This is a genomic window from Halolamina sp. (assembly GCF_036626355.1).
In the GTDB taxonomy this organism is placed as follows: Archaea; Halobacteriota; Halobacteria; order Halobacteriales; family Haloferacaceae; genus Halolamina.
Genome location: NZ_JAZKRY010000090.1, coordinates 1 through 11,348 on the forward strand (window position 1 = coordinate 1; position 11,348 = coordinate 11,348).

The 11,348-nt window shown below is 66.9% G+C and carries 14 protein-coding genes and 1 tRNA gene; 13 read left to right on the forward strand and 2 right to left on the reverse strand.

Annotation, left to right across the window (positions count from 1 at the left end; translation table 11 throughout):
* The 4 genes from V5A38_RS12640 to gcvPB all read left to right on the forward strand — a co-directional run.
* The coding region (locus V5A38_RS12640; protein WP_332326123.1) for a glycine cleavage T C-terminal barrel domain-containing protein at positions 1-847 on the forward strand (847 nt) is incomplete at its 5' end.
* Positions 844-1,224 carry a glycine cleavage system protein GcvH gene (gene gcvH / locus V5A38_RS12645; protein WP_332326124.1) on the forward strand — a complete coding sequence of 127 codons (381 nt, stop codon included), beginning with the start codon at positions 844-846 and terminating at the stop codon, positions 1,222-1,224. The genes V5A38_RS12640 and gcvH, both read left to right, overlap by 4 nt.
* 177 nt (positions 1,225-1,401) lie before the next feature.
* Positions 1,402-2,730: an aminomethyl-transferring glycine dehydrogenase subunit GcvPA gene (gene gcvPA / locus V5A38_RS12650; protein WP_332326125.1), complete on the forward strand. Its 1,329-nt coding sequence runs from the start codon at positions 1,402-1,404 to the stop codon at positions 2,728-2,730.
* Positions 2,727-4,175 (forward strand): aminomethyl-transferring glycine dehydrogenase subunit GcvPB, encoded by a 1,449-nt coding sequence (gene gcvPB, locus V5A38_RS12655; protein ID WP_332326126.1) that lies wholly within the window; start codon positions 2,727-2,729, stop codon positions 4,173-4,175. The genes gcvPA and gcvPB overlap by 4 nt, the downstream gene beginning before the upstream one ends.
* A 226-nt stretch (positions 4,176-4,401) precedes the next feature.
* Here gcvPB and V5A38_RS12660 read toward each other — a convergent pair whose 3' ends face one another.
* Complete coding sequence (locus tag V5A38_RS12660; RefSeq protein WP_332326127.1) at positions 4,402-4,578, reverse strand: transposase; 177 nt, start codon at positions 4,576-4,578, stop codon at positions 4,402-4,404.
* Positions 4,579-4,684: 106 nt separating this feature from the next.
* On the opposite strand from V5A38_RS12660, the gene V5A38_RS12665 reads away from it, so the two are divergent.
* The 7 genes from V5A38_RS12665 to V5A38_RS12695 all read left to right on the forward strand — a co-directional run bounded on the left by V5A38_RS12665 (position 4,685) and on the right by V5A38_RS12695 (position 8,762).
* Positions 4,685-5,551 (forward strand): extracellular solute-binding protein, encoded by an 867-nt coding sequence (locus tag V5A38_RS12665; protein WP_332326128.1) that lies wholly within the window; start codon positions 4,685-4,687, stop codon positions 5,549-5,551.
* Positions 5,552-5,586: 35 nt separating this feature from the next.
* Complete coding sequence (locus tag V5A38_RS12670; RefSeq protein WP_332326129.1) at positions 5,587-5,826, forward strand: glutathione S-transferase N-terminal domain-containing protein; 240 nt, start codon at positions 5,587-5,589, stop codon at positions 5,824-5,826.
* Positions 5,823-6,356 (forward strand): cob(I)yrinic acid a,c-diamide adenosyltransferase, encoded by a 534-nt coding sequence (locus V5A38_RS12675; protein WP_332326130.1) that lies wholly within the window; start codon positions 5,823-5,825, stop codon positions 6,354-6,356. Before V5A38_RS12670 ends, V5A38_RS12675 begins: the two co-directional genes overlap by 4 nt.
* Before the next feature lie 45 nt (positions 6,357-6,401).
* Positions 6,402-6,677, forward strand: a complete 276-nt coding sequence (locus tag V5A38_RS12680) for a hypothetical protein (protein WP_332326131.1) — start codon at positions 6,402-6,404, stop codon at positions 6,675-6,677.
* Positions 6,678-6,874: 197 nt separating this feature from the next.
* Positions 6,875-7,171, forward strand: a complete 297-nt coding sequence (locus V5A38_RS12685) for a helix-turn-helix domain-containing protein (protein ID WP_332326132.1) — start codon at positions 6,875-6,877, stop codon at positions 7,169-7,171.
* Between the two features lie 129 nt (positions 7,172-7,300).
* Positions 7,301-8,263, forward strand: a complete 963-nt coding sequence (locus tag V5A38_RS12690; RefSeq protein WP_332326133.1) for an Hsp20 family protein — start codon at positions 7,301-7,303, stop codon at positions 8,261-8,263.
* Between the two features lie 424 nt (positions 8,264-8,687).
* Positions 8,688-8,762, forward strand: a tRNA-Val gene (locus V5A38_RS12695).
* A gap of 121 nt (positions 8,763-8,883) precedes the next feature.
* Here V5A38_RS12695 and V5A38_RS12700 read toward each other — a convergent pair.
* Complete coding sequence (locus tag V5A38_RS12700; RefSeq protein WP_332326134.1) at positions 8,884-9,141, reverse strand: hypothetical protein; 258 nt, start codon at positions 9,139-9,141, stop codon at positions 8,884-8,886.
* 111 nt (positions 9,142-9,252) lie between these two features.
* Between V5A38_RS12700 and V5A38_RS12705 the strand changes: the two genes are divergently transcribed.
* Together V5A38_RS12705 and V5A38_RS12710 are read left to right on the forward strand one after the other, a co-directional pair.
* Positions 9,253-10,443: a pyridoxal-phosphate dependent enzyme gene (locus V5A38_RS12705; RefSeq protein ID WP_332326135.1), complete on the forward strand. Its 1,191-nt coding sequence runs from the start codon at positions 9,253-9,255 to the stop codon at positions 10,441-10,443.
* Positions 10,444-10,639: 196 nt separating this feature from the next.
* Positions 10,640-11,348 (forward strand): bacterio-opsin activator domain-containing protein (locus V5A38_RS12710; protein WP_332326136.1); only part of this gene is annotated, 709 nt, incomplete at its 3' end.

The window sequence follows — 11,348 nt, forward strand, 5'->3', positions numbered from 1 at the left end:
CGGGTCGGGCGACGACGACCCGGACCGAGCAGGCGGGTCGGGCGACGACGACCCGGACCGAGCAGGCGGGTCGGGCGACGACGACCCGACCTACCTCTTCATCCCGAACGCGGGCCACGACGAGCAGATGGAAGAGCGCTGGGTCGACTACCGCGACGAACACGACCTCGACGCGACCGTGAGCAACGTCACGGAGAACTGGGCGATGTTCGCGGTCCAGGGGCCCGAGGCCCCGGACCTCGTCGTGGACGCCGTCGCCGACACCGACGCCGTCAACGACCTCTCGAACTTCGAGGCGATGTGGACGGAGGTGGCCGGCGCGGAGTGCTGGGTGGCCCGCACGGGCTACACCGGCGAGGACGGCTTCGAGGTGCTCGCCCCGTGGAACGCCGCCGAGGCGGTCTGGGACGAGTTCGACTGCCAGCCCTGCGGGCTCGGCGCACGCGACACGCTGCGGATGGAGATGGGCTTTCTCCTCTCGGGGCAGGATTTCAACCCCGTGGAGAACCCGCGGACGCCCTACGAAGCCAACGTTGGTTTCACCGTGAAACTGGACACCGAGTTCGTCGGCCGGGACGCACTCCAGGCCCAGAAGGAGGCGGGCGTCGAGGAGATCTTCACCGGCATCACGCTGCAAGAGCGCGGCGTCGCCCGCAACGGCTACGACGTGACCCACGACGGCGAGGTCGTCGGGGTCGTCACGAGCGGGACGATGAGCCCGACGCTCGAGGAACCGATCGCGCTGGGGTACCTGCCCAGCGAGCTGGATGACGGCACCGAAGTCGGCGTCGTCATCCGCGGCGACGAGAAACGCGCGACAGTCACCTCACCCCCCTTCATCAAATGAGCTTCGACGTTCCCACCGACCGACAGTATCTCGAATCGCACGAATGGGCGACGACCGACGAGCCGGTCCGCATCGGCATCTCGGATTTCGCGCAGGACGAACTCGGCGACGTAGTGTTCGTCGAACTGCCCGACGAGGGCGACGAGATGAGCCACGACGAATCGTTCGGCGTCGTGGAGTCCATCAAAGCCGTCTCGGACCTCTACGCCCCGGTTTCGGGCGAGGTCGTGGCAGTCAACGAGATGCTCCACGACCAGCCCGAACTGGTCAACGAGGAGCCGTACGGCGACGGCTGGATGATCGAAGTCGAGCCCACCGACGAGAGCGAGTTCGACGACCTGCTGACCGCCGAGGAGTACGAGAACCAGATCGCGTGACGCCACACCACTGGCCGTAACCAGAACACGTTGCGCGGCATCACTTTTCTACACGGCGCGTTACCACGTCGCACAGATACCCCCGCTTGCGCGCCGGATGCGGCACGTCTTTGTGCCCCACCCACCACTATGCAGACAACAGATGCACGGCGATTCTCACCGTGACGGAGGGCGCAGATGAGGGAGACAGGAAGCCCGTTCGCACCACACACAGATGAAGAAACCGCGGCGATGCTCGACGCCGTCGGCGTCGACAACGAAAAAGCGCTGTTCGATATCCCTGACCCCGTCGCGTTCGACGGCGAGTTGGGAATCGAGGGCCGCAGCGAGCAGGGAATCCGCCGCGAGATGGCGGATCTGTTCGCGAAGAACGACGATCTGACGGAGTTCCTCGGACGGGGGCACTACGAGCATTACGTGCCGAGCGTCATCGAGAGCCTCTCGAAGCGCTCGGAGTTCCTCACATCCTACACCCAGTATCAGCCGGAGATCACCCAGGGGTTCCTGCAGGCGCTGTTCGAGTATCAGTCGATGCTGGTGGAGCTGACGGGCCTCGGCATCGCCAACTGCTCGATGTACGACGCCGCCACCGCGCTCGGCGAGTCGGCGCTGCTGGCCGAGCGCGTCCGGTCCGCGGAGGGCAACACCGTGCTCGTGCCCGAGACGCTGCGGCAGGGGAAACGCTCGGTACTCCAGAACTACGTCGACGGCTCTGCCCTCGTCGTCGAGTCCTACCCCACTGCGGAGGGGACGGCCGACGTTGTCGGCCTCGAAGACGCGGTAGACGACGATACCCTGTTCGTCTACGCTGAGACCCCCACTGTTCGGGGCTGTATCGAGCCCGAACTGGAGACCATCGGCGAAATCGCCGACGAGGCAGGCGCGGTGTTCTGTCTCGGCAGCGACCCAGTCGCACTGAGTCTGCTCCAGGAGCCGGCGAGCGTCGGCGCCGACGTCGTCGTTGGCGAAGCGGACGTGCTCGGCCTCCCCACTGCGTACGGGATGGGCCTGGGCCTCTTTGCGTGCAAGGAGTCGTTCCTCCGGCAGGTGCCGGGGCGACTGGTCGGCGCCAGCGAGGACAGCGAGGGGACGCGTGCGTACACGCTCACGCTCCAGACCCGTGAACAGCACATCCGCAAACAGCGTGCCACCTCGAACATCTGCACCAATCAGGCCTGGGTGGCACTCCGGGCCGCGATGCACGCCGCGTATCTCGGCGCTGACGGCCTCACGGGGCTCGCAGAGGACTGTGTCTCGCTGGCCAGCGGACTCGCGGCCGATCTCGATGCCGTCGACGGCGTCAGAGCGCCCGTCGACGACCGGCACCACTTCCGGGAGTTCGTCATCGGCACCGACCAGCCCGCGGCCGCCGTCGCCGACGACCTGGAGGAAGAAGGGTTCGCCGTCCACGTCGTCGACAGCCACGAACTGCAGGTCTGTATCACCGACGCCAACGCGCATGCGGCGGACGACCTGGTTGCCGCATTCGAGGAGGTGGCAGCATGAGCGAGCAGAACGGGCGCCAGCCCGGCCGCACCTACGACCAGGCGACCTACGCCGTCAGCGAGGACGAGAACGAGCCGCTGCTCTCGGACAAGAAGACCGAGACCGTCGAGCCTCACGGCGACCTCCCGGACGACCTGACCCGGGACGAACTCACCTTCCCGACGCTCGCAGAATCCGAGATCGCCCGCCACTACACGCGACTCTCCCAGATGAACTGGAGCATCGAATCCGGCTCCTACCCGCTGGGCTCGTGTACGATGAAGTACAACCCGCCGTACACCGAGGACATCGCCGCAGAGCCGAACGCGGCGGTCCACCCTGACCGCCCGGCGGCGTCGATCCAGGGAACCCTCGAGATGCTCGCCGGCCTGCAGGATTATCTCGGCCGCATCGGCGGGATGGACGCCGTCACGCTCCAGCCGCCCGCCGGCGCCGCGGGGGAGTTCACGGGCATCGCTATCGCCCGCGCCTACCACCGCGACAACGGCGAGGACCGCACCGAGGTGCTCATCCCGAGTTCGGCCCACGGCACCAACTTCGCGACGGCGGCGCTCGCGGGCTACGACGTGGTCGAACTCCCGTCGGCCGACGACGGGCGCGTGGATATCGAAGCCCTGGAGGCTGCTGTCGGCGACGACACGGCGGCGCTGATGCTCACCAACCCCAACACGGTTGGGCTGTTCGAGCGCGATATCCAGGAGGTCGCCGACCTGGTCCACGACGCCGGCGGCCTGCTCTACTACGACGGCGCGAACCTCAACGCGCTGCTGGGTCGGGCCCGACCGGCCGACATGGGGTTCGATATCATGCACTACAACGTCCACAAGACGTTCGCCACGCCCCACGGCGGCGGCGGCCCGGGCGCTGGTCCGGTCGGCGTGGTCGAGGAACTCGCACCCTACCTCCCCAACCCGCAGGTCGAGGAGGGCGACGACGGTTACGAACTGGTCGACACCGATGGAGCCATCGAGAACGTCCACGGGTACCAAGGCAACTGGCTCGTGCTGGTGAAGACGTACGCCTACATCGCCCGCCTGGGTGACGAGGGGCTCACCGACGCGAGCGCAAAAGCTGTGTTGAACGCCAACTACCTCGCCGAACAGGTGGATCTGGAGGTCCCCTACGGGCCGTTCCACCACGAATTCGCTGCGACGTCGGGCGATACCGCGGCGGCCGATGTGGCAAAGCGGATGCTCGATTTCGGTGTCCATCCGCCGACGACCAACTGGCCGGAGATGGTGCCCGAGGCGATGCTCACCGAACCGACGGAGGTCGAGAACCGTGCCGACCTCGACAACCTCGCAGCGGCGTTCAACAACGCCATCGCGTCGACCGAGGAGGAGCGCCACGACGCGCCCCACCGCACTGCCTCCCGACGGATCGACCAGACGGACGCTGCACGGAACCCGCGACTCTCCTGGCAGGCGCTGGACGACGAGCAGTAAGCGCCTCGCTGACGATTTCTTGCGTTTCGCTATTGTAGCCGCCAGGAGGACGCAGACCCCTCAGCCCTCAGAGTGATTACGGCGAATAGTGTCATCGACGGTGTCGAACGCCGCCGGTTCAGGGGCTCCCCTCACCGACACGGATGGTCACGGCGGGACAGACTCGCAGTAATCAGTATCAGAGCAGGCGCTCACGGGGACGCGTCGGGACGAACTCGTTCGCAGGTCAGGCGCCCTCGGCGGCGTCAGCCGTCGAGATACCGTTGACACGAGTGATTCCGTACCCACAGTCCTCACACCGCCATTTGGTCTTCCTTCCGAGGTGGAGCGTCGTCGCTGCGACACGCCAGAACGTCCGCTCTTCCCCGCATTTCGGGCATTCGCGTTCGGTCTCCAGGCTCATACGGCGGACTCTGACCGGCGAAGTGTTGAAGATGTTGATTCCACCATCGTGAGAAACCGAGATTGGTTTCGCAAACCCTTATATGTTACTGGAACCGGTTCCGAGTATGGGCCGGACACGTCGGGGGGCGCTCGCCGCGGGGCTCGCCGGTGTTGGCACGCTCTCGGTCGCGGGCTGTCTCTCCAGTTCCGAGAGCAGCGGCGTCTCCGTACTCGCAGCGGGGAGCCTCCAGGTCGCGCTCGAGGAGCGGTTCCGCGACCAGGTGGACGTCGACCTGACGCTCGAAGCGCGTGGGTCGGCCGCCTGCGCGCGGATGGTCCGCGAGGGAATTCGCGACCCGGACGTGCTCGCGCTTGCGGACCCGGTGCTGTTCACCGGGGTAGCCGAGCGCTACACCGCCTTCGCGACGAACGCACTCGTCGTCGCCTACAACCCCGAGGGCGCCGGCGGTGCCATCGCCGACGCCGAGCGGGCGTACGACCCGCTGCTCGATGCCGACCTCCAGCTTGGCCGAACCGACCCCGAAACCGACCCGCTTGGCTACCGGACGCTGTTCTCGCTCTGGCTGGCGGAGGACCACTGGGGCCGGCCCTACAGCGACGCACTCGACAGGAGTCAGATTCTGCAGGAGACGGCGCTACTGTCGGCGTTCGAAACTGGCGCGCTCGACGCCGCGGTCGCCTACCGAAATATGGCTGTCGACCACGACGTTCAGTTCCGCGAACTCCCGATGGAGCTGAACCTCTCAGCCCCGCGGTTCGCCGACGAGTACGCCTCGCAGTCCTACGAGACGCCGGACGGCCAGTCGGTGACGGGCGCGCCCATTAGCTACGGGGCGACGGCGCGCTCGGAGGGCGCAGCAGTCGCTGACGTGTTCGAGGAACTGGTCAGTGCCGACTGGCTCGGCACCGGTTTCACCGTTCCGGGGTCCTACCCAACGACCGCCGACGTCGGCGCCGACGGGTCTGCGTGACAAGCTACTTGCCCTGGGCTACCTAACTAGCGGGTATGTCCATCACGCTCTATGCACTGGACGGCTGTCCGTGGTGTGAGAAGGTCCACGACGCGCTCGATGACGACGGCATCGACTACGAGACGATCTGGGTCGAGGGGCTCCACTCCGAACGCGACGAGGTCGCCCGCGTCAGCAACCAGCGCGCGGTGCCGGTGCTCGTCGACGAGGACCACGGCGTCACGATGGCCGAGAGCGCGAACATCCTGGAGTATATCGACCGCACCCTCGCGTGACGGTTTACACGGGTCGCGGCGACGAGGGCCAGACGGACCTCGGCAACGCCGAACGCGTATCGAAGAGCTCCACGCGCATCGAGGCCTACGGCACGGTCGATGAGGCCAACGCGCTCGTCGGGCGCTCCCGGCCGACGGGCTACGACGACGTGGACGAGCAGCTGAAACAGGTCCAGAACTCTCTCCACGTCGTCCAGGCGGAGTTCGCCAACCCCGACGCTGGCGAGGACGGACCGCGGATCGACGCGGCCGACATCGAACAGCTGGAGGACTGGATCGACGCGGCCGACGAGGAGCTGGAGCCGCTGACCTCCTTCATCCTCCCCGGCGGCAGCGACGGCGGCGCCCGACTCCACCAGGCGCGGGCGGTCACCCGCCGCGCAGAGCGCCGTGCCGTCGCGCTGATCGAGGCCGCGGAGGCCAACGCAGAGGCGGTCCGCTATCTGAACCGGCTCTCGGACTATCTCTTCACCGTGGCCCGGCTGGTGAACCAGCGCGACGGCGTCCCCGAGGAGTCGCCGACGTACTGAGTCGGCAGCAAGGCTTTTTTGACCTTCCGCACACAACATGGACGTATGGCGAAACATTTCGAAGACGCGAAGTACTACATGAGTCGTGCAGTCGAACACGCGAAAGCCGGCGTGAAAGAGGAGCTCGAGCCCCTCGAGGAGCGGGTCCGCGAGCTCACGGGCCGTGAACAGGAAGAAGAACCCGAGTCCGGCCGCCTGGAGAAACTCCAGCAGGAATTGAAGCAGCTCGAAGAGCGCGTCGAGGGCGAGACCAAGGAGGCCGTCCAGAACGCCCGCGGCCGGCTACTCGCTTACCGGGAGGACACCGACGAAGAGGCCTGAGGCGGGCGACGGACGACGACACGATCCGTTCGCTCACGCCGATTCAGACGCCCGGCGACTCGAGGCTCTACCGGGCAGAGTGGGCGTCGTCGTCGCCGCTATCGGGAGCGTTCGACGCGAGCGACGAGGTAGTTCGGCGTGTCGAAAGTCGAAATGAGGAGTGGTGTATCCGGCTGCGGAGTCTCGAACCACTGGGCTTGTCGGCCTTCGGCCAGCAGTGCGCCGATCTGGACATCCCGTTCACCATCGACCGGCTCTCGCCGGCCAGCCCGCCAGACGAGAACGTGCCGGCCGACCTGACGGCCCCCCAGAAGCAAGCCCTGCAGGTCGCCCGTGAGGAGGGGTACTTCGATGTCCCCCGCGAGACGACGCTCGACGAACTCGGGAGCGAACTCGGCGTCCCCCGACAGGCCGTCTCGTTCCGAATCCGTCGAGGTATCCGCCGGCTCGCCGACGAGAGACTCCCCACGGAGGACTACCACCCCGTGAAGTGAGCGTCGCGGGGCCGCCTCACCGGGAGCACTTTAATACGTTACATAAGTAATCCATACCGGTTTGCGACGGGAGTCCATTCTTCCCGATGGCGCCGGAACCGACAGCTGGCGCCATCTCTCCCGACAGATATGACCCACTACCAATACCCCCAGCAGTCTCGGACCGAACGTGCCCAACTTGGCACGCCAGTAGTACAGTCACCCCAACCGACCAGCTTCTCCCAGGCGGTAGGCAAGCCACAGGTAACCGGCCAACTCGCTCAGCAACCGCCGTTCTCTGGAGCGACGGTCCAAGCTGGGACCGCACAGCCGTCCCAGCAAGGCGCGGCCGAGTACACACGCCAGCCGACACCGCCGGCGCAGAAAGCCGCCTCACCACAGTCCCAGCACCTGCAACTGGAGGGACCAAGCGCCCAGCGACAGCCACAGGTGCAACCTGTTGCCCAACAGACCCAGCCGGTCACCCCACAGGTGGTCCAGCCCCAGCAGGTGACCGCACCGAGCACACAGGAACTGGCGCAACCCGCGGTCAGCACCCAGCAACAGCTGCCGGCCCGTGCCGAGTGGGCTAAGCAACCGACGGCGCAGTCAGTCCAATCGGTCCCAGCCCAGCAGACCGGCGCCGTACAAGCGGCCGGCAGCCAAGCTGCCAGCGGCGCGCAGACGGGCAGCGGCGGCCAAGCGGCCGGCCAGGCACAGCCGACCGGCTTCGAGCAGACGATGTCGGCGATGCCGGAATCGCAGTTCGAACAGCAGGCCGAGACATCGCCTGCCAAAGGAATACCGAACGTCGGCATCTACGAGACCACGGACGAGCTCGTCGTGTTCGCTGACGTCCCAGGCGTCAACTCGGAGGACATCGAGCTCGTCGGCAACGAGAACTCCGTCACGCTGGTCGCCAACCGCGGTGAACCCTCGGTAACGGACGGTAAGGTCATCCAGCGCGAGTGTGCGGAGGAGCTCGAGCGCACGATCCCGCTCCCCGCCAGGGCCGAGATCGACGAGGCCGAGGCGACCGTCGAGGACGGCGTCGTCCGGATCACGCTCCCCAAGAACGAGGACGTTCGCGAGAAGCGGATCGGCATCCAGTAATCACTCACAGCCCGTTTTTTCGGCCGAAGCGGCAGTGCGGCGGCTCTCCCCCCAGCCATTATGGGTCAGTATCGAGTTGAGAGAGGTGAGTACAGGGGAACCACGGAGCAGCCAGGTTCCGTAGTGGCGACCCCGTTCGACAGATGAATCTGGGAATCAGAGCCTCCGCAGGTGTTCATCTGCTAGCGCTGCGGTCGCGCCGTCCGGCTCCGGGGCGACGGTGCGGTCGGTGCGTTGCAGTGTCGCTACTGGGACGGGTAGCGCCCGATGGGGACCCACACGACCGGCAGGGATGGTAGGCGCATCGAAGTCGAATCGGGAGATGATCACGTGTTCGGCCCGAACTACGGATTCGAGTCGCACCGCCGACCGTGAGCGTGCAAGACAATTCTTAAGTTCACGGTCCGCCTTCCTTCGAGTGAAAGGGCTGGTGGTCTAGTTCGGTTATGACGGCTCCTTCACACGGAGCAGGCCCCAAGTTCAAATCTTGGCCAGCCCACTACTCCGTTCCCAGATGGTCAGATAGGGAGCGGCTGCTCTGTTCGCACTCACGTCTCCGGCGTCGGCGTCGCTGTGGAGGTACTGAGAACCGACGGAAGTCGGACGGACCCCCGCCAGAGTCACTCGACGCCGAGTTCCTCGGCAATCGCTTCCAGGTCGGCTTTCGTGAACGAGCCCGGCTCCTCGTCCAGCCCCACCCGACGGCGGATCTCCCTCTGCATAACCCCTTTCGAGGGGCGCCCGCCACTCGGCTCGTAGCCCAGCGCCTCGGCGATGGCGGCGAGTTCCTCCTTCGTGAACCCCGCGCTCACCTCGCGCTCGAACCGCCCGACGCTCGCGCGAATCCCGTTCCGTAGCTCGTGGACGGTCTGACTCATGCTGGGAGCGTGGTAGAACACGGCCCTATAGCTTCGGGTCCTGAACGGCGACGAGACTTCACCAACCTGCTTCCCCCACCTTTCTTGCCGACCCACGTCCCACCCTCCACCGTGCACCGAGTTTGCTGGGACTGTGGCGACCGAACCGACGACGACCGCCAGGTTCGCTGTGACTGCGGGGAGCCGCTCTGGCTCGACGGCGAGCCGGAACCGGTCCCCGACGACTGGCCGCCGCGCGTCGACTCCATGTGGGACCTCGTTCCCTATCTCGGCGTCGACGCGCCGACGCCGCCATCAGGGATCGCGAGCGCCGCGGGGGGAACGCCGCTCGTCCGGACAGCGCCCCTCGACGATGGCGGCCCTCGTATCCACGTCAAACCCGAGGGGCTGAACCCGACGGGGAGCTTCAAGGACCGCGGGACGGCGTTCGGTATCGCCGCCGCGCTAGAGCGTGGCGAAGAGCATATCGGCACTGTCTCACACGGCAACATGGCGGCGAGCGTCGCCGCCCACGCCGCATCCGTCGGGCTGGACTGCACCGTGCTGGTGCCCGCCGATATCGCGGACGAGCGGCTGGCGGCCATCGCAAGCTACGACCCACGGCTGCTCCGGGTCGAGGGCGATTACGGGAAGCTCTACTTCGAGTCTCTCGCGGTGGGCCGCGAGACGGGCGTCAGGTTCCTGAACAGCGACGTCCCGCTGCGGGTGGCCGGCCAGGCGACGACGGCGCTGGAGACGCTGGCGCAGTACGCCCGCGAGAGCGCCGGCGAGTCGGCGCTCCCTGACGCCCTCGTCATCCCGGTCAGCAGCGGCGGGCACGCGAGCGGCACGTGGCAGGCAGTCCGGACGCTCGTCGACGCAGGAATCATCGACGAACCGCCGCGGCTCTACTTCGTCCAGACGGCCGCCTGTGCACCCATCGCGGAGGCGTACGCTCGCGGCGACGAGACGGTCACGCCCGTTGATGCCGGCGAAACGATCGCCTACTCTATCGCAAACGCGAACCCACCAAGCGGGGCGCGCGCGCTGGGGGCAGCGCGGGCGACTGACGGCGCCGTCGTCGCCGTCGACGACGACGCGATCACCCACGCGGGGAAGCGACTCGCCGAGTCGGCCGGCATCGCCGTCGAACCAGCCTCTGCGACGACGCTGGCTGCCGTCGATGGACTCGTCGAGGACGGCGAACTCGCCGACGGTGACGACGTGGTGCTGGTCGCAACCGGGCGCGGGTTCGGTGGAACAGGGGGCGCCGCCGGGAGCGAACAGGTGGCGCTCTCGGCGCTGGGCGAGGCGCTGGAGTGAGCACCAGCCCGGAAGAGAATATAAAGCCCGTAGTAGACAAGCCCAAAGGATAGGCCGAGTGAGGTGCATTCTACTTTCACCCACCGACGTTATCGCGTCGGATGGGCTGCCTCTGACACCGGAGCGAGGCTCCCTTCCACTCGCTCCGTTGATCTAACGGCCAACATACTTAGTGGGGACCATCCAACTGGTGAGCGTGAGCCTTATCGCCGAACTTCGGCTCTCGGACAGCCCGCTCGTACTCGTTCCGTCACTGTCGGCCGCGCCCGGGATGAGAATCGAACGGGAGTGGTCCATCGTCGACCAGCGGTCGGACCCGGTGTTGTTCGTCTGGGCCTGGGGCGGCGATTTCGAGGGGTTCGAAGCGGCAATCCCCGATGACCCGACGATTCGCGAGTTCGAGCGCATCGACGACGAGGGGGACCGGCGGCTCTACCGGGTCGTGGTCGACCGGTCGATCATCACCAACCCCGAGCCGATCGACAGGGAGACGGACGCGTCCCGTCTCTCGATGGAGACGACCGCCGACGGCGCGGTGCTCGAGGTGCGTCTCCCCGACCGGGAGGCGCTCCGGACCTACATCGAGATGCTCCGGGAGAAGGGTTTCACGGTCGACCTCCTGCGTGCCCATTCCGCCGGCCGGGAGCACGAACGCTACGGGCTCTCGGAGAAACAGGCCAAAGCGCTCCGAGAAGCCCGTTCGGCGGGCTACTTCGGGGTCCCGCGCGAGACCGACCTCGAAGAGCTGTCCGATCGGCTTGGCGTCTCCGAGCAGGCCGTCTCCGAGCGCATCCGGCGCGGCCTGGACTCGGTGTTGGCTGAGGTCGTCGCGAGCGAGACACCCGAGATGGCGTCGGCGCCGAGCCACTCGAGCGACGCCGAGTCGGCCGCTCTCGACAACGGGG

Bases quoted from the DNA above. Each gene is read 5' to 3' on its own strand.
- V5A38_RS12665 (WP_332326128.1), top strand. From the start codon at position 4,685: ATGGGCCGGACACGTCGGGGGGCGCTCGCCGCGGGGCTCGCCGGTGTT.
- gcvPA (WP_332326125.1), top strand. From the start codon at position 1,402: ATGAGGGAGACAGGAAGCCCGTTCGCACCACACACAGATGAAGAAACC.
- V5A38_RS12660 (WP_332326127.1), bottom strand. From the start codon at position 4,578: ATGAGCCTGGAGACCGAACGCGAATGCCCGAAATGCGGGGAAGAGCGG.
- gcvH (WP_332326124.1), top strand. From the start codon at position 844: ATGAGCTTCGACGTTCCCACCGACCGACAGTATCTCGAATCGCACGAA.
- V5A38_RS12700 (WP_332326134.1), bottom strand. From the start codon at position 9,141: ATGAGTCAGACCGTCCACGAGCTACGGAACGGGATTCGCGCGAGCGTC.
- V5A38_RS12680 (WP_332326131.1), top strand. From the start codon at position 6,402: ATGGCGAAACATTTCGAAGACGCGAAGTACTACATGAGTCGTGCAGTC.
- gcvPB (WP_332326126.1), top strand. From the start codon at position 2,727: ATGAGCGAGCAGAACGGGCGCCAGCCCGGCCGCACCTACGACCAGGCG.
- V5A38_RS12670 (WP_332326129.1), top strand. From the start codon at position 5,587: ATGTCCATCACGCTCTATGCACTGGACGGCTGTCCGTGGTGTGAGAAG.
- V5A38_RS12690 (WP_332326133.1), top strand. From the start codon at position 7,301: ATGACCCACTACCAATACCCCCAGCAGTCTCGGACCGAACGTGCCCAA.